At 33.6% G+C, this 18,241-nt stretch carries 20 protein-coding genes and 1 pseudogene; 3 read left to right on the top strand and 18 right to left on the bottom strand.

Features of this window, described 5'->3' with window-relative positions:
* Window positions 1-137: 137 nt before the first annotated feature.
* The 8 genes from EM808_RS20815 to EM808_RS20785 form a co-directional block, all read right to left on the bottom strand.
* Window positions 138-581 carry a cell wall hydrolase gene (locus tag EM808_RS20815; RefSeq protein ID WP_127740385.1) on the bottom strand — a complete coding sequence of 148 codons (444 nt, stop codon included), beginning with the start codon at window positions 579-581 and terminating at the stop codon, window positions 138-140.
* Window positions 582-732: 151 nt separating this feature from the next.
* A complete protein-coding gene (locus EM808_RS20810) occupies window positions 733-2,274 on the bottom strand; it encodes an MFS transporter (RefSeq protein WP_127740383.1) in 1,542 nt (513 codons plus the stop codon).
* Window positions 2,275-2,594: 320 nt separating this feature from the next.
* Complete coding sequence (locus EM808_RS20805; RefSeq protein ID WP_127740381.1) at window positions 2,595-3,065, bottom strand: hypothetical protein; 471 nt, start codon at window positions 3,063-3,065, stop codon at window positions 2,595-2,597.
* 343 nt (window positions 3,066-3,408) lie between these two features.
* A complete protein-coding gene (locus EM808_RS20800) occupies window positions 3,409-3,609 on the bottom strand; it encodes a hypothetical protein (protein ID WP_127740379.1) in 201 nt (66 codons plus the stop codon).
* Window positions 3,610-4,064: 455 nt separating this feature from the next.
* Window positions 4,065-4,241 (bottom strand): hypothetical protein, encoded by a 177-nt coding sequence (locus EM808_RS28725; protein WP_164849734.1) that lies wholly within the window; start codon window positions 4,239-4,241, stop codon window positions 4,065-4,067.
* A 94-nt stretch (window positions 4,242-4,335) separates the two neighbouring features.
* The gene (locus EM808_RS20795) at window positions 4,336-4,764 is read right to left on the bottom strand and encodes an NUDIX hydrolase (RefSeq protein ID WP_127740377.1); all 429 of its coding nucleotides are present in this window, start codon (window positions 4,762-4,764) and stop codon (window positions 4,336-4,338) included.
* An 85-nt stretch (window positions 4,765-4,849) separates the two neighbouring features.
* On the bottom strand, window positions 4,850-5,275 hold the full coding sequence (locus EM808_RS20790; protein ID WP_127740593.1) for an OsmC family protein: 426 nt from the start codon (window positions 5,273-5,275) through the stop codon (window positions 4,850-4,852).
* Between the two features lie 138 nt (window positions 5,276-5,413).
* Window positions 5,414-6,268 (bottom strand): YitT family protein, encoded by an 855-nt coding sequence (locus tag EM808_RS20785; RefSeq protein WP_127740375.1) that lies wholly within the window; start codon window positions 6,266-6,268, stop codon window positions 5,414-5,416.
* Between the two features lie 350 nt (window positions 6,269-6,618).
* Here EM808_RS20785 and EM808_RS20780 point away from each other — a divergent pair, with 350 nt between their 5' ends.
* A complete protein-coding gene (locus tag EM808_RS20780; protein ID WP_127740373.1) occupies window positions 6,619-7,626 on the top strand; it encodes a DUF3231 family protein in 1,008 nt (335 codons plus the stop codon).
* Between the two features lie 38 nt (window positions 7,627-7,664).
* Here the strand turns inward: EM808_RS20780 and EM808_RS20775 are convergent, their stop codons facing one another.
* The 5 genes from EM808_RS20775 to EM808_RS20755 form a co-directional block, all read right to left on the bottom strand.
* Entirely contained in the window at window positions 7,665-7,883 is a 219-nt protein-coding gene (locus EM808_RS20775) for an RNA chaperone Hfq (protein ID WP_225314713.1), read from the bottom strand.
* Between the two features lie 122 nt (window positions 7,884-8,005).
* Window positions 8,006-9,376, bottom strand: a complete 1,371-nt coding sequence (locus EM808_RS20770; RefSeq protein WP_127740369.1) for a cytochrome P450 — start codon at window positions 9,374-9,376, stop codon at window positions 8,006-8,008.
* A gap of 1,006 nt (window positions 9,377-10,382) precedes the next feature.
* Complete coding sequence (locus tag EM808_RS20765) at window positions 10,383-10,727, bottom strand: hypothetical protein (protein WP_127740367.1); 345 nt, start codon at window positions 10,725-10,727, stop codon at window positions 10,383-10,385.
* Window positions 10,728-11,095: 368 nt separating this feature from the next.
* Window positions 11,096-11,197 carry a DUF2975 domain-containing protein gene (locus tag EM808_RS29220; protein ID WP_412758974.1) on the bottom strand — a complete coding sequence of 34 codons (102 nt, stop codon included), beginning with the start codon at window positions 11,195-11,197 and terminating at the stop codon, window positions 11,096-11,098.
* Window positions 11,198-11,351: 154 nt separating this feature from the next.
* Window positions 11,352-11,834: a DUF2975 domain-containing protein gene (locus tag EM808_RS20755; RefSeq protein WP_127740365.1), complete on the bottom strand. Its 483-nt coding sequence runs from the start codon at window positions 11,832-11,834 to the stop codon at window positions 11,352-11,354.
* A gap of 120 nt (window positions 11,835-11,954) precedes the next feature.
* Here EM808_RS20755 and EM808_RS29215 point away from each other — a divergent pair, with 120 nt between their 5' ends.
* A complete protein-coding gene (locus tag EM808_RS29215) occupies window positions 11,955-12,110 on the top strand; it encodes a MerR family transcriptional regulator (RefSeq protein ID WP_235856672.1) in 156 nt (51 codons plus the stop codon).
* A 533-nt stretch (window positions 12,111-12,643) separates the two neighbouring features.
* On the opposite strand, the gene EM808_RS20745 is transcribed toward EM808_RS29215, so the two are convergent.
* Window positions 12,644-13,111, bottom strand: coding sequence for a hypothetical protein (locus tag EM808_RS20745; RefSeq protein ID WP_127740363.1), 468 nt, complete (start codon window positions 13,109-13,111; stop codon window positions 12,644-12,646).
* Window positions 13,112-13,370: 259 nt separating this feature from the next.
* Between EM808_RS20745 and EM808_RS20740 the strand changes: the two are divergent.
* Window positions 13,371-14,080, top strand: a pseudogene (locus tag EM808_RS20740) (DUF421 domain-containing protein).
* 122 nt (window positions 14,081-14,202) lie between these two features.
* On the opposite strand, the gene EM808_RS20735 reads toward EM808_RS20740, so the two are convergent.
* The 4 genes from EM808_RS20735 to EM808_RS20720 form a co-directional block, all read right to left on the bottom strand.
* Entirely contained in the window at window positions 14,203-14,436 is a 234-nt protein-coding gene (locus EM808_RS20735) for a hypothetical protein (RefSeq protein WP_127740361.1), read from the bottom strand.
* Window positions 14,437-14,779: 343 nt separating this feature from the next.
* The gene (locus EM808_RS20730) at window positions 14,780-15,310 is read right to left on the bottom strand and encodes a cupin domain-containing protein (protein WP_127740359.1); all 531 of its coding nucleotides are present in this window, start codon (window positions 15,308-15,310) and stop codon (window positions 14,780-14,782) included.
* 290 nt (window positions 15,311-15,600) lie between these two features.
* Window positions 15,601-15,999 (bottom strand): DUF3888 domain-containing protein, encoded by a 399-nt coding sequence (locus EM808_RS20725; protein ID WP_127740357.1) that lies wholly within the window; start codon window positions 15,997-15,999, stop codon window positions 15,601-15,603.
* A gap of 273 nt (window positions 16,000-16,272) precedes the next feature.
* Window positions 16,273-17,010, bottom strand: coding sequence for a lysozyme inhibitor LprI family protein (locus tag EM808_RS20720; protein WP_205685886.1), 738 nt, complete (start codon window positions 17,008-17,010; stop codon window positions 16,273-16,275).
* Window positions 17,011-18,241: the final 1,231 nt, after the last annotated feature.

Below are 18,241 nucleotides of genomic sequence, written 5' to 3'. Positions count from 1 at the left end.
ACACCATTATTATATACATATACTTACAAAATAGATAGAGAGATTATGAGTCTAACAGATGCTCTCTAAGAGTCCTTAAAAAAAGAGGACTTCCTGCCTATTCAGGAAAATCCCCTTAATAGTTTAAGAAGCCTTTCTTATCCGCCTGTATAAACACCTTCACACGTGCCTGCCTTTGGTTCATAATAACAGTGATTTTTATATTGACCAGATTGAGGCTGACCGTACCATGTCGGGGGACATGGAGCATATGGATTAAAATACCAAAGAGCAAATTTCCCTGGATGATCTCGCCAATAATCCAAGTTCATTTTTGCTAATTTTTTTTCTGCTGTTCTTGCTCTCTGATAAAAAACATTGCCTTTTTGTACTGCTTCAAATGAATAATTATTTCCTTGAACCTGATATATAACCTGTGGAATTGTTCGCAATCCTTCAAAATCGGAGCAATTTGCCTTCAAACGGTTTACAATAACATTTCCAACGTACAACATTCCTTGTTGCCCTTCGCCTTCTGCTTCTGCTCTCATCATCCGTGCCATTAAATCTACATCCGAGCTTTTATAATTTACGCGCGGCATTTTCTCACCCCCAAAATATAGTATGAAAAAATGCACCTCTTCATGTCAGTGGTCAGGTTGTTTTCCATTGGCTTTAAAAGACAAGAAAAAAGCCAAAGGATTGTCTATTTTTACAAGACAATGTCCTTTGGCAGCTTATGATAGGATGGTATCAACCGCAAGCTGAAGATTTGATAGTATCTACCTTTGTTTCCTTCCAAACATCTTCATATTTATATCCAGTCAGGTTTTCCACTACTGCTCGTGTTTCTGGGTCAACCTCTCGTTTAGAACCGTTATCTTTTAATCGGTCAATCTCCGCCACTAATATTTGGTGTGTATTTTTGTTTAACTTAAAGGTAAATACAACTGTCAATGCTGCTATAAGAAGCAACGAAGAACCGATGACCATTGTATATACAATTGTATGAACTGCCTGAGGTGTTTGGGTCGTTGCCCCAGCAGTGTATCCACCAAATTGTAATATAACCCCTACAAAGAAGGTTGCCAGCGCGACAGTGCTTTTTCTAGTAAATGTCATTACTGCAGCAAAAACACCTTCACGTCGCTGTTGTGTTACAATTTCATCAATATCCGGAATGAATGGGAAAACATTCCAAGGAGTAAAGTCCAATATTGCTCTGCCTATTTGATAAATAGCCGAAATAATAAATACGTACATTATCATCGAGTCTGGTTTTATAGCATAAACTGCATAAAAGGCTGCTAAACACATAATCATCAAACTATAAGAAACCTTATATAAACTGTTTGGACCTATTTTAATCATAAGGAATCCAGCAACAATTGTAATAGGAATACCAATGATACTTAAAGAAAGCATATTTCCTGCTACTGACGAAGAAATGCTTAATGCAAAAACACAGAAGTAAACAAACACAGCATTAAATACATCCTTTGCCGTATAAGAAAAAAGATAGATCATTAAATGTTTTCTGAAACTTCTGATTTTTAACGTGGAAATATACGCTTTTACCGTTTCGGAAAAAGCTGCAAGTAATTCTTTAGCACCTTTTCGTTCGCTTGTTTTACTTCTATTTATCCACTCTCGTTCTTCTTCAGGACTCAGTTGTTTTTCCCAAGTAGCCTTATAAGAAATGAAGATACAAATGGCAAATATTATCGCAAAAATGACTGCATTAATAAAATAAGCATAGCCATTGTCTTCACCAAAGAACGCAATTAGTCTTCCAGGAATAAATGTCGCAAAAAACACGCCTAAACTGGACAAGAACATTCTGGCTGTCGATAATTTCGTGCGCCCATTAAAATCTTTTGTCATTTCTGACGGTAATGTTTCCCATGGGATTAACACTAATGCCATCACTATTTCAAATAATAAATAACTAACTAAATAATACCAGTAATTCATGCCTGTTACCCATAGCAAAATATAAGTAAACATTAACGGAGCACCAATTAAAAGAAAGAATCTTCTCCTGCCGAATTTCCTGCCGATCTTATATTTATAGAAATTATCTGTTATGCTGCCAATAGCGAGGCTGACAATCGCATCAACTATTCGAGCAATCGCAATGATAGATGCTCCCTCAACAGGAGTTAATCCAACAAAGGTTGTGTAGTAATAGAGCAGCCAGGCTGAAATAATGGTAAATGCTCCGCCTCCCATAATATCCGTTAATCCATAGCCTATACTTCTTGGGATTGTAATTTTTTTTGTATTGTTCCTCATGTAAGCTCCTTCCCTTTCGATGCCTGTCCGAAAATAGTATGTATTTGCGCTCTTGCACGCATTATAATCTTTTAGGATAGTTACTTATTCCCAACTAACTAGCTAACTAAACTAAAGTTGACGCATACAGCAAAGTAGAATTTAAGCTTTAATTATAAGAATGGAGTTAAATACTAGCAATCAAACAGTACAAAAGGAATGCACTGCAGGTTTAGTTTCTTTTAGGATAGGTATACTGTATTCTCCTATAATCACGATAGTTTCAGTATACAGTAAAAAAACGACTGCATAAGTAGTCGTTTTTCCTTCTTGCATAATGCTTATCCTCGAAAAATAATGCCATTGTTTCTTGGAAAGAAGTTATACTGCAAATGAACAAACAAAGCGAGCCATAGCCATACATCCTTTTCGTAATGAGAATCTACTTCATAACTTTGTTTATTGTTATTCCCCTGTTCAAATTTAGCAACAAACGCTTTATTTTTTTGGATTTCAAATATGAAGCCATCATCGTCGAAAAAAACTTGATAGGAGTCATTATTGTAATGAAATTGATAGTAATACTTAGCTGCTGCATTAAGATAATCAATATGAAATGTATGAGTCTCTCCATCATGAGTATAATGGACTTTTCTTTCTAATACTTGATTACCTATTGTTCTGGGACCCGTATTGCATGTGATGGTGACAATATTCTCCTTGCTATTGTCCTGCAGGCTAAAACAATTTTGCCTTACTAGAACCTCTTTGTTTGAAAATAAATTGCCTTCTTCCTTTTTTCTAGAAAACACCCAAACGACAATTCAATTAATCCTATTTGGTTTGCTTGTGCATCTAAAATAGGAAACACCACTGTCAGTAGTCCTATGCATAAGTGAATGGAACTTCCATGGAATAACAGAAATCATTAGTATACCTCCATTTGAGTGCTACCTTTTCTATTAATTTCTTGCTGATAGTAAGTATACGGATTAAGACTGAAAAGGGTTTCATTTTTCTGTATTTACAGTAACAAAAAGAAAGATGCAGAAAAAGAACTATTAACCGATAAAATAGTTCTTTTTCCACTTAGACTTAAATCCTAATTTGATAGCCATAATTCCAATTGAAACAGAATATTCGTTCCTGCCAACATTAAAGACCTTTAATCAAGATTCCAATAATAAATACAAAACCAGATGTCATAAAGATGTATGAAACGGACTTGTTCTTTGATTTATAATCGTCAATCCAAAAAAAGATCAATGCCATACCAAAGAGTAATACTGCAAGATTATATTGAAAAAAGACAATAATAATGGAAATGATTGCAATAACAAATCCAATAAGTTTCATTATTTTCTCTCCTAAAATTGATAATAAAAAAGAACTTCCACGTAGGACAGGTGGAAGTTCTTTTTTTGCCACATTTATGCGACAGCTACACTAATATTATAACATGGTATTTATTGGTTTTAAAAGGAATAATTTCAAGTCGCTCCAAAACAAGTAGTAAGCAACCTTTTTACATGTCATTTATCTGACGAAACCTGTGAAGGACATTTTATCAATTTATTGTATACTACTTTTAATCCTAAATAGCAAAGAAGGTAAACAGGCAAGGAGTACCATAACCTCCACTCATAATGCTTCATAAATCCTGATAGAGATAGTAAATACTCAATTAAAAAAGATCCTACCGACCAAATAACAGCATACATCATATAATGATTATTTTTTAAGTAGTTTAAATATGTAATCGCTAGTAATGGAGGTATAAGTGTCACTAGAAAAAAATCCGGATACTCTACCTATTTTGTTGGACCGAAATCGACGAAATCGAGTTTTACTGCGATAAGAAAATGTGCAATCCAAGCACAATAGCTTACAACTGGAATGGCAAGGATATTTTCCCGCCACGTTAACTTTTTCGGCATAACAAATAGGAAAATAATCAATATAGCAAAAGTAATCCATAATACATACATAAATCTACCCACCTTCATTCGATGAATGAAAAAATAAATAATTTATATATATATTTTGTAAAAAAGGACCTATTTATACAAAGTAAAAGGCTTCTTACAGCAACCGCAGCAAATTCTCTGGGACTAATCTTAACCTCCATGTTTCGAAATCACTAATAGGTTTCCATAGCAGTTTTATAGTTTCTCCATTATCCTCCTGGCCGAAAAAGACAGGTTTTTCATATAATGTTTCATCTATAAACACAGCATCGTAAACTGAAACCATTTCATGTCCAGGCATCCCATTGTATGTAAAGATATTTTCAATTGTCCCTAAATATTTTACGTGCTCTATCTTTGCATTAATTTCCTCCTGTACTTCCCGAATTAATGCTTCCTTACTTGTTTCTCCGAATTCAATTCCACCGCCAATTGGCCGGTAATAATACTCCTGCTTTAACTCATCATAGCCTTCACAAACTAGAATTGTATCATTTTTGGTAAATACACATATAACAATCGCTCGAATTTGCCCTTCCTTCATTTTGCACCTCCAAAAAATTATTATATAGGAGGATTCTATGCTGTAGTAACAATAGGATACCATTTTCATGAAATTAATCACTATATTACGACAGCTGCTTGCTCTCCATATCATTAATGGAATAGCTGACATTAATATTCGCATTTATCGAATTAGATACAGAGCAATATTTATCCTTTGAAAGCCGGATAGCACGCACTACCTTTTCTTCGGGTAAATCACCCTTAAGTGAGTAATGAATATGGACGTCTGTAAATCGCTGCGGATGATCCTCTGCACGTGTACTGTTCAATTCCATTTCGAAGGAAACTATTTCTAAACGCATTTTAGTTAAAATGGAGACGATATCTATTCCCGTACAACCAGCGACAGCTTGGAGAAGTAATTCAGTTGGCCTTGCACCTGTATTATTGCCACCGACTTGTTCTGCAGCATCCATTTTTAATTCATGTCCAGATGGTGTTTTCCCTAAAAACGCCATCCCGCCTGTCCATGTTGTTGATATTTTCATCATTCATCAGCCCTTCATAAACTATTTTCAAAAGATAATACTAATTATATTGCCCCTCATTAATTAGTATTAAGTATTCTTTCGCAGCTTTTTTCATTCCTTTATGACAAACTGGTGCAAAGTCTTTGTTTTCCTTCCTTACCCTTTTCCTAATGAAAGTCCAGCAGAATTAAACCCCTCGCCAAACACCTCAGTTGCATCACTCATAATAATAAAGGCTTGATGATCTATACTTTGGACCAGATTTTTCAGCTCATTTACTTTTGATGGATCAAGGACAATCATCATAATAATTCTTTCCGTATTTGTGTAACCGCCAGACCCTGTCAGTTTAGTTATGCCTCTGTCAAGCCTATGTAGTACCTTATTGCTTATTTCATGTTCATACTCCTTGGAAGAGATAATGTACGCAACCTTTGAACCCTTCTTATTGCCTTGAATAACATCCATTGTTTTACGTGTTATGAAGGCTCCAACTAACGCGTACAATGCATTCTCAGGAGAAAACACTATTCCACCAGCAATCATGACAAGTGCATCCAAGCATAACACTGTTGTGCTGTGCTTAACCGATTTTAATTGAAAAAGCAATTGTGCGATTAATGTGAATCCTCCTGTATTACCACCTGCACGGAAGACAATACCTAACCCAATCCCTACTCCTAATCCGCCAAATATCGATGCCAATAATGGATCATTTGTTAGAATCGGCATCCCATTTGTTAAATAAACAAATAGTGGTATTAACAGTGAACCGACAATAGATTTCATCAACGATTGTATTCCTAGAAAATAAGAGCAAGCTAATAATAAAAACACTGTAGCTCCCCATAAAACCATGGATGAAGGCAAGTGTAATATATTGCTTATAATTAGCGATGCACCTGTAAGTCCTCCAGAGGCAATTTGATTGGGGCCCTGTAATAAGGTAAATGACAAAGAAATAATAAGAGTGCCTACCACAAGTGACGTATAATATTTTATTTGATTCAAACTATTCCCACCTTTCTTTCAAGCCATTATAAACGGAAATTCACTTTAGCGCAATAAAGTGAATTAACGCTTTCATGTGTTTTTACAGTTATGCTTTCAAGCTTTTATCGAGCAAAGGGATGTTGGTATACTGTGAAATCTTCCATAAAAAAAGAGATGCGCATAAGCTCACCTCAAAGGATGTTAAAGGAGTTTGGGTTTTTCATACATAGAGATATGTGATGAATTATCCTGATATTATCCTATGCCTCTTGTCCAGCCTTGTATCAGCACTTGTCCTTTTCCCGCTGAAATTTATTTTAGTAAAATAATTTATTGTGGGTAAAATAAAATAATAAAACTTGGGAGGCATGCATATGACTTCACGTGAAGTTCCAATTACATCATCCGAATTGGCGAATTTATGGATGACGTATCAAGAAAAAACGATGTTGCTAAGAATATTGGAACATTTTATAGAACATGCTGATGTGGAAGCGAAGCAGCTTTTACAAATGCATTATGATAGCACTATTAAAGCAGTTGATTTGATTACGGAAATCTTCAAGGAAGAAGGAGCGGCAATTCCAATCGGTTTTACAGCGAATGATCTTAATAAAGGTGTTCCGAAGCTGTTTGATTTTCTTTATGACATTATGTATTTACATATGATGACGAAAGTGGAAATGAGCTTATTTTCCCTTTTTTGTGGAATTTCCTATCGGGAAGATATTAATAATCTTTTTATTAATTTGACCGCAGAATCACAAGCAATGAACAACCAAGTAACGCAATACTTGTTAAAGAAAGGCGTTTTAGTTCGGCCACCATTTGTTTCCATGCCAAAAGAGGTGCATTTTGTACAAGAAAATCAATATAGAAATGGATTTGGTCTGTTCGGTGAAAAAAGGTCTTTAAATACAATAGAAGTTTCACTCATTCATCATGCAATTGAAACAAATCTTGCAGGTATGCAATTAATGATTGGGTTTGCTCAAGTAGCGGAAAACAAAGCTGTTCAAGAATACCTTGTTAAAGGCATGAAATTATCAAAAAAAATCGAGGTCGATCTAGGAGAATTTCTGCGGCACAGCTATATCGAGCCTCCAGCAACCCATGCAGGGAAAGCAACTGCCTCCAAAGTCGCACCTTTTTCAGACAAATTAATGATGTATAACACTAGCCTATTAACTTCATTTGGACTTGGAACAAATGCATTAGGCGGTGCATTCAGCTTGCGCAATGATCTTCCTACAAAAATGTCACTACTTGCCAAAGACATATATACATTTGCGCAAGAAGGCGGGAAAATAATGATTAAGAACGGGTGGATGGAGGAGCCTCCACAAATGGAGGATCGGAATAAGCTGACTAAATGACAGAACTCCCTACTACGCAGTAGGGAGTTCTTTTTCCATTAAAAATTTATTACCTGTTTACCTGCTAAAATCGTGCTAATCCCGCTTTTAAACACTAATTGCTGTTTGCCTTCCACGTCCAGCAATAAGGTGAATTTATCATTTCCCGTTATTTTGCAGCGGATGGGAACACCTTTTTTGGTTGTATAGACGGTTACAAATCTTTCTTCCTTTATAATGTTGTTTATTATGCTGTTTTGTAATTCAAAACCTGCCAAGTCACTCATCTCCCCATCTTATATTGTTATAATAATGTTACTACATTTAATTGCTGCTTTTTAGTCTTTATTTTTTTTGAAAAATGTGAACAATTAATGGAGGATGAGCTCTTTAACAGTGGTTATTGGTCTGTTGTCTTTCTTTTTTGCAGTATCATCCGTAAACCGCGCCTCGGTCTCAGTGTAATTGACGGAAATGTCTTAATTTCATGATGGTTTGGAGCTAGGTTAAGTTTGAAGCGCTGTGCCACTGACACTAATACTAGAACTGCCTCCATTAACGCGAAGTGGTTTCCGATGCATACCCTTGGTCCTCCTCCAAACGGGAAATAAGCATATTGTGGAATGGTTTTAATAAAATTATTTTCAAAGCGTTCCGGAATAAAGGATTCTGGACTCTTAAAATACTCGGCTTTTCTATGCATCACATATTGGCTGACAAGAATCATGTCACCTTTTTTGAAGTGATATCCATTTACTTCAACATTTTTATCCACTTTCCTGCTAGTGACAAAGGAAGGAGGAAACATGCGCATGGATTCCCGAATAAGATTTTGCGTAAAAGTTAATTTCATGAAATCAGCTGGAGTTGGCTCTTTATCTCCTATAACGGTATTGATTTCTTCGTACAGCTTTGCCTCCACCCCGGGGTTTTGGGAAAGTAAATACCACGTCCATGATAAGGCGTTAGCTGTCGTTTCATGTCCAGCGATAAAAATAGTCATCACTTCATCACGCAACTGCTTGTCTGACATACCAATGTGATTTTCATCATCCCTTGCATCCATTAATATGCCAAGCATATCGTCATACTTTACTGGATCATTTCTTCTTTTTTGGATTATTTCTAAGATAACACGATCAAGCTCCTTAATCGCCTTCCTAGTCTCTCGATTAGTACGCGTCGGAATCCATAATGGCAGCTTAATGACACTTCTCATCCTTTTAACGGTTAATTTCAAAGCAGTTTCAAGTGGTTTTCCAACAACCTGATACCCTTCTTTAAAATCCATACTGAACATCGTTTTACAAATGATGCCGAGGGTGATATTCATCATATCCTGGGTAATGATTCGTTCCTCATCATCCTTCCAAGTTGACAAATATTCTTTAGTTATATTGATCATATCCTGAGCATAATCAATGATATGTGTTTTTTTGAAGGCTGGTTGAATAAGTCTTCTTTGCTTCATATGAAATTCTTTGTCACTAGTCAGAAGCCCCTCACCGAAAATAGGCTTTAATACCTTAAAATCATCAGATTTCACAAAATGTTGCTGTTTTGTTACAAGAATTTGCTTAATCATATCTGGATTAGAAACTAAATAAACTTTTTTCAATGGACCTAAACGGAACCTTGTAACATCGCCATATTCCTCCGCCATTTGTTGAAGAAATACTGGTGGATCGGAACGGAATGCATCCAAATTACCTGTAAGAAATTTTCCCTTTGGTCCTTTTGCAGACTTAAAAAAAGTAGCACGGTCACTCAACTATTTCTTTCCTCCTTTGTAAATTCATACTTTTCTTATAGTATGAAAGAAAGTGAACGCGGTAGTGTTACAAAGGTGGAGTCTGAAAAAAATAAACAGCTAACGATGATAAATCATTAACAAGTGGATGGTGATTTACACTTTATTTACATTGCTTTTAAACTTACGGCTGGAACCTTTATACATATGGAGCAAGCTGCTCTGCATAGCAACTGGAATTTCAGAAACCATTGTTTAAATAATGCTACCTCTGTATTTAGGATATATTATTCAACACAGCACAAATAGCAAAATATAGTGTCTATTTATAGTGTCTATATTAGGTCTCTTTTGAAAAAACCCTACTGTCTCTTGAGTTAATTATGTAATTTAATTTAAAAATTGCTTCACTTTAATAGCATCAGTTTCTTGTATATGCTTTTCTCGAAATAGAAGAACATGATTAAACTCTGAGAACGTTAAAGTCACATCCTGTCTCCTTCCTTTATTATGTTCTTGTTTAAATTCCTCCGAATAAGTAATCCCCTTTGGACTAACCGATTTTACATATAGATTACTTGATAGTACTGCGATTTCTTATCAGTAAATATATTTTTAGACATAATAAATCCCCCACTATTAAATGATTTTAATCCATTATCCATCCAAAAAATACCCTATGAATAGACCTTTTTTCAAAGCGTCTACTCAATAGGGTACATTTATTATATGTGGGTATTTTTCTACTTAGATTAATTAAAGTGTATCTGGCTTGCTTCTTTCTGTTTCTGAAATCCATCTAGTAATAGCATTCAGCAGTTCCTGAATTCCCTCTCTACTTGCTCATCAGATGTATACTATATATCCGCTTAAGTCGGAAGGATAGCTTACACTGTCAAGCTGTAGCACTTGGTGAAAATTTGGCCCTGCTTTCATATCTGCTTGTCCACCATGTAAATTTGCCGATACTTCCCATCCTTCTGTGTAAGACGGAATACATCATCATGCCCCCATCTATTCGTGTGACTCAGAAATCAAAAGTTTTATTTAGAGTAACATCAGCAGGTGGATTGTTTGCTTCTTCATCCTCTAAATAGTTTAATAAGTCTTCAACAACATGCTGATGGTTATAAAATGCTCTGTCTGCTGGTGTTAAATCATCTGCTCCATTTAGTACTTCCTGAGAAAATACTGGCAGTGTATTTAACGATGTAGCTAGTTGAAAAGCAAGTTCGGTCATTTCGTTAAACTCTTCATTATAAGCTTCGCCATACCCCCCTGCACTGTTCCCCTCTCTAACTAGGTTAAAGCTTTCTTGCAAACGCTGTTTAAGTTCTTCTTGTTCTGCTGTTAAATTTATTCTTTCACCCAAGATAATCACCTCTTCTAATATTTTATAAGTTTACTATTCCCTTAATATCACTTATTAAGCATTAATCCCCTCTTTAAATAGTAAACTATCGCAAAGAAACTCCAATATTTTCTAGGTCACACCAATATGATCATTAGTCCTTGTAGTTAGATACATCCAATTCAGTAGCAAGATTCCGTTCGTATTTTCTCTTCTTCCCATCTCAAAAAGACATAACCTAGAACTTTTAATTTAATGTGTACTAATAATAATAAATAGTTAAAACGTAACGATCGAGTTGCTGAACTTTCACACCCGTTAGTTAAATAATTTGTTGTTTTTAGTGTCTGCATCTCTTTTGTATTCCAAATTATCACCTGGCTGCCAATCTAATGTTTTAAACCCTTGACCGATAATTCCGAGAACACTTTGCTTTTATCAATGTAATATAAAAGGTTGAAAGCCTGATAAAGAGCAAAGTAAAAAGGCACAGTCGCTCCATACAATAGTTTAGAACGAGAGATTTCATATAAGGTAATATTTTGATACAAAAAATACAGAACTGGTATTACTATAGTACAGATATTTTTTAAAACTATGTGGTAATCGCTTCATAAAAACGGGCTTTCATTGTTTTTTAAAATGTTAATCATTTTTTTGTTGCTCATCCAAGACATATTTTAAAGGTTTTTGAAGAACGTTCACAAAAGTTGCGACTACGCTTGTTGCTAATATTCCCATTAGACCAAGTGATATTGGACCTGCTGGGTCATCACCTGTGAATTGAGCAAGTACCCTTAAATAAACTATTGCTAACAAAATGAGGAAAATGACAGTAAAAGCGCATTTATTGATTAGCTTCAAAGATTGAAGAGATAACTCAGAGAAAGTATGGTTCATTTCGATATAGGTTAAAAGTTTAAATACTTGAAACAAAACTACAAAAAACGTTATACATATTCCATATGCACATGCCAAAAGTGGATATAGCGAATAATCACCTGGGCGCTCTATCGCATCTCTTCTGGCTGCTTCAGGCAACCAATATACACACACCGCCAGCACTGCAATTCCACTAAGAAAAGCAATGACCTTTAAGAAAAAAGTTGAACCTAATTTAACATTCATTTAAAGCACCTCGCTGATTTAATGACAAAATCACTTTAACATACTATTTATCGTTTTACAATAAATTAATGTTGTGTTTTATTATATTGTTATTGTTATAAAATAATTCCGATAAAAATATTGAGCATTCGTTTAACGCAACATACTTTTCGCTGCTATACAGATAAAGGATTAGTTCCAAATTTAAAGCGAAATAAAAATAATAACCGAATATTTAATGATGAAAATATGAATTTTCTTAGAGGAGCAAAAAAAATGTGGGATGTATGTGGATAAAAATTAAAAACTATAGATTTATGGTTAGAAGGTGTTTCTACCATTCATGAGCGTTATGAAATTATTCTATATCAAAAAGAAGCTGCGCTAGCCCAATTGGAAGAAGCCAAACAAAAAGCGAACTTTTATAATAAAGAAAGAAAAACATTATCGTGATATTATCAATCAAGTCATACCGGATGATATCAATCCAATAAAATGGCTAAAAGATAAAATGCCGTCCTCTCATTAGGTGTATTATTGATAATTAAAATGGTACTAGTCAATGTGCTAAACCGGAACATTGACTATGAATGCTTTGTGAATACATAAATTAAATAATCCTTCCACGTTTCTACCAATGGAAGCTGCTTTACAAAAAAAGAACTGTAATATCCTACAGATCTTTTAAAAATACTTTTTATAAAGTTTGAATCTTAAATATCCACTTTAATGTGCATCTTTCCTAGTAGTTTCACTCTTCTCATGTCCCAATAAAAATTATTTTAAAAAACTTCTCAAAGCTCACCAATGTAACACCATCTCTTCTAAAATCATTTTCCTTTTTGCTTCTCCAGAAAAAATTGAAATAAATACAATAACAGGGTATCAATCATAAAAATACATAGTAATTGAATTTTTTTGAATTTCATCAACGAAAATACCTTTGTTTTTTTAAAAAAATAAACAAATATATAAGTGAATGCTCCATCTACAATTAAATTTAACACTAAGTACCTAAAAAATTTCCCGTATGTATACTTTAATATCCACAAAGAACCAATTAAGAATGGTCCCCATGTAAAAGGATATACCCAAGTTAACTTTGGAGAAAATACTTGGTACCATAGCCACCATTTCCGCTTTTTAGCTATAAAATTGAACATATGGACTACGAAGGATATAAATATTCCAGCGGGCAAAAAACGCTTTATAGATTCTTTTCCTAGCAAAGGTGCTGATAACCAAGGAATTACCAAAATTAACAGTGCCATTGATTTTGAATATTTTTTTATTCTCATTTTGTAACCTCCAATGCAATTAATTGCTGTTTTAATTTCCCCTGAAAACAGGTTAATTATCAATTAACACAACAACATTTCAATTACAGGAGGCAAACTTTATTACTTTTTGGTTCACAGATTCTATAGACAAGACAACATATGTATCTCCCCTCTTTTTTTAGCTTTAGCCTATCTAATTACTGAATTATGCACTGGAAGAATAATAACTCATTATCTGGAAAAAAATATTGAAAGCATGAAATATATGGAGGAACATATGGCTGAACATTATGAGGTTATACTATGGTCTATAGGAGCATTTATTATGTTATTAATTGGCTCCCGTTTATTAGGAAAGCAGACCATTTCCCAAATGAGAATTTTTGATTTTATTTCTGCTATTTCTATTGGGGCAATTACGGGTAACTTGGCTTTTAATTTAGATATAAAAATTCATCACTTACTCCTTGCCTTTTTCATTTTTATTTTTACAGCTATATTAACTGCAGTGATAGCAATGAAAAATCGTAAGTTAAGAAAATTTTTATCAGGAGATCCTACTGTAGTCATACAAAATGGAAAGATATTAGAAGATAATATGAAAAAAATGCGTTATACACTTGACTATTTAAATCAACAACTAAGAGAAAAGGATGTATTTAATATACAAAAGTATTATATGCATTAGTTGAGACAAAAGGCACTTTAACCGTATTAAAAAAACCGCAGTATCGAAATGTTACCATGCAGGATATGCATTTATACATACATTCTGAAAGGAAACTCCCTATAGAGTTAATTATGGATGGAAAGGTTATAGAAGAAAATTTGCAACAAAATAACCTTTCAACACAGTGGTTGGATGATGAACTCAAGAAATGTCGGCTATACATAACAGATGTTTTTTATGCCGTTCTACTTGCACAAAACAATCTTTATATTGATTGTTATAATGATTATATTTCCGCCCCCATCGATATAGAGTAGAAATTTATTATGGTCCATTTCATTCCGATTAATCAGTTAATATTTGTTTTCTTGTGGGTGCCATGTTATTAATTCTTAAGAACAATACATTGTAAAAAAAATCACCATTTATAGGATGTGATTTAATAAAAGGGATTATACATTTGTCTATGTGCTGCTGGAACTATTGGTCCTAAATATTGATAGTAATTCATCGGATAATGTGGTGGATGTTGAATGTTATACATGTTATGACCAAAATGAACATGGCAAGAAGGACCTGAACAATGAAATGGTTGACCCCATGGACCATGATGAGCATGGGAATATCCCTGATAGATCACACTATCAAGTCCAGTAATTACGGAAGGTTGCATATTAATAACTCCTCTTTTTTTCATACATAATATGCATTTACTTGTTTAGTGAAGGTTGTCTGTATGTAAATGGGTATACGTGTTACCAAGAACTTGTATTGAATATAGACATACATATAATAAGTAAATCTACCATTAATTAATTTTATTTTGCTTACGACATCTTCCACATCAATTTCCCATAAAATTACTTACATATTGACTTCAATCATCTTTTATACTGAAAAAACGAAAAAACTGCAGATCTGCAGTTTTTTAAGATTGTTCCCTACCCATATATAATAGAATCCTTTTAGAGATTTACTTTAATAAAAAAGGATACATGCTAATAGCAAAATTTTAATTATTCCGCTGCTAAAGCTTGTGCTTTGTTTAAATGAACCGTGCCAAATGGATGTTCTGGAGTAGCATATATAGAATAGAGTTTTAATGGTGTATTACCTGTATTGGTTACATTATGCCAGGTATTAGCAGGTATCATAATGGCAAAATCATCGTAAACCTTTTTAACAAAGTTTAAATTATCTTTTCTTTTGCCCATTTGTACGACCCCTTGACCTTGTTCAATTCTTAGAAATTGGTCAACATGAGGGTGAATTTCTAACCCAATGTCTTCCCCAACATTAATACTCATTAAAGTCACTTGCAAATGGTTTCCTGTCCATAAGGCAGTACGGTAGGTATTATTTTGCTTCGAAACCTCATTGATATTTAAAACAAAAGGTGTCTTTCCATGATCTTTTACTTTGCTTCTTGCATCATCATAACTATTCCAGTAATTAGACGGTCTTAGATAATTATTATATACTGGAAAATTAACGCAATAATTATTAGGTTGATAAGGGTATTGGTGCAACCAAGGATTATAGTACATTATATTTCATTCCTTTCATAGATCAGATTTATACAAATCATCATATGAAAAATTTATGGGAATGTACTTATATGTAGGTCCACATTGCGCCAAAAACTGAACTACATGTAGCTAGTTAATGCCATACTTATTTAACCACACACTCTTTGTGAAATTCTTCACTTAAAGTAAAGTGGCACGTTTCTTCCGTAAGCCAGGTTTTCTTTTTATTACGGGAATGCTCCCGGTTTGTAAAAGAAATACAGCTGCTCTTGGCAGCTGTATCCTGTTCACCTTATACTTATATCATTTTAATACTTTACTTTTGGATATGTTTTTAAATGTTTAAATGAGATTAATTTTCCCTCTGCACTGACCACTATTTCATCTTCACCATAAAAATTATGTGCACCATAGTAAGAAGATACTTGTAAAGTTACTTTATAAGCTCCACCAATTCCGTTAGTTTGTTTTATTTTCAAGATTTTCGTAGTATATGGAGCCCAGGTCAGACCTCCAGGCGCTTCCTTATCACCTTGATATATTTTTGCAATTGCTACATCTATTGGTTCACTTAAGCTTATGATTAATGCCACCCCTAGAGCATCACATAATTTTGAATCTGTCTCATTTACAGTAGCTGAGTAAACCAAATTATTAAAGTGCATACATATAAAGAAAGTAATGAACAGAACTACTAATTTTTTCATATTATCACCTATAAATAGTATGCAAGTAAAAAATATTAATATGCTCAATTTTTTCGGGAGATATTTCATATCCTTCTTCCACTAAACTTCCATATTTGTGCATATGATACGTTCTCTTCACTTATTACAGGAATGATGCCTGTTAGTAATATTGCAAAAAAAGCACATTACTCCTTCCTTAATCAGAGTTCCCAAACCTTCTCTTTTTCTCAATTATTGTATATTTAGGAATCCTACACGATTGAAAAGGATAATATGCTGCAACCTCTTTTATTAATCTGTCATAAACCTGTTAACTAATTCATAACATCGTTCTTTGGTTAATTCGTAAGAGGATATATAATAAGCAACCCATTCATGGGTTTTTCCAGCATACTTTTGTCTCTCATTTTCTGCCTCTGCTTCTTTCCGTTCTATCCATTTGATTTGTTCCATTTTTAAACTCTCCATTGTCTCAGGAGTTAACTCTTGCTTTAGTAAATCATATATTCTATTTAATGCAATGTCATACTTCTCGTCAGAAATTCCATAATAGTTCTTCATAGCATTAGTTGTACCTGTATCTGAAAACTTCTTATCTGGTAAGGAATCCAGTTCTCTCTGGATGTTATCTAATCTCTCTAAAAACTCTTTTCTACTACCCTCTATCTTGTCCGGAAAGGCAGTAAGGTCTGTTTGAATATTATCTAAAACCTCTTCCCTTTTTTTGTCCATTTTATCAGGCGTGCTTGTTTCTGACTTAAATTCATTCCCATTTACATCACTAATTGAATTTGTTGAAGTTTCATTGTCTGAATTATTATTTGTTCCAGTATATTCTTCCTCCTCCAGGTTGTTAATACTGTTATCATCAGTAGTTGCACCATTAAATGTATCCGTATTATTTGATGTATTATTAGGTTCAGACTTATTTTTATTTGAATCATCAATAGATGATTTGCTACAAGCTGACATGCCTACTAAAAAAACGACTAATAAGGTTGTTGAAAAAATTTTTTTACTTTTCTTCATACTTACAACTCCATTTTCTTTTTAAAATAACGCACACTAAGTATTGGGCTTTCTCTCTACTTAAAATAAGGCAAATAGCCACTTCTTTAGGTCTACCTCTATAGATAACAGGTTATCAATATCACCTTTGTATTTTCATCTATTACTATTGAACCTCAGATTCGCACTAGTTAACCACATAACTTTAATTTCTAAAAAATGTTTTTCAAAATTTTTTTTAGCTTTCGAATTAGAATTTAAAGATACGTCATTTCGTCTGACATAAGCGGTTTTTTTAATCCCCTAACAATATAGTAGTTAATATAATTTCTATAGAAACAATGATTTTCCTTCTTCAACAAAACTCCCTGTTTCTACAATAAGCTTCTGTTTGTTCATTTAATAGGAAGTTGGTTCAATAAAAAAAGCGACACCTATATTAAAACAGTGCCCCAATTCCTTTTTTAATCCTTAATACCTAACTAATTCACCTTTTGAATAGGTATCGGACCGGTTCCCCTTGTTCATGCTCTCCTTGAAAATAGGCTAACTTACCAGGTATACATGAAATAATATAAGGCATTCCATTAAATATTAGTTCCTCTAATGCGTCATTTAATTTATAGTGTTTTCCATCATACTCTTGGTCGTATGACAATACGTAACAAATACTTGGTGCTCCTTCTCTTTTAAGTAACTGTATTATTTCAGGAATTTAGATGAAGTCAATCTTTCGAATATACCTTTTCTCCACTGTTGTTTCAAAATAGTTGGTTAACCTACTATGCAATTTATCTCGATACTTGAAAGTTCGAATAAAACTCTATCTTGAAGTCTTTTAACTATAAAACTTTTTATTATTTGTTCTTCATGATTTTGATCCAATTAATCACCTCATTACATTCCTATATACCCAATATATAACAATTAACAAATAGCTTTTCTTTTTATGATTTTTCTAAGTTATCAATATTTTTATCCGAACTTAAACTTCCCTTAACACCAAAAACATGATTATAAATTCTACTTTCAATTTAGAATTAATCCCTATGTAACTAACTTCCATTTTTGTTCCATAAAAGGTCTCTAAAAGATAGTAAACATAAAAACAGCTGCGTAAAGCAACTGTATAAGTTCTAACTAAGGAATAAAAATGAAATAGCAGTTTTAAGACCTGTAATTAAACACAGATCTTTCTCTATGTCATCTTTTCACTTATGCTAACCTGCCCCACTTCTTCAATAATCTGTTT

It is taken from the genome of Niallia taxi (genome assembly GCF_004005475.1).
In the GTDB taxonomy this organism is placed as follows: Bacteria; Bacillota; Bacilli; order Bacillales; family Cytobacillaceae; genus Niallia; species Niallia taxi.
This window is presented reverse-complemented; position numbering and strand designations above follow the sequence as displayed.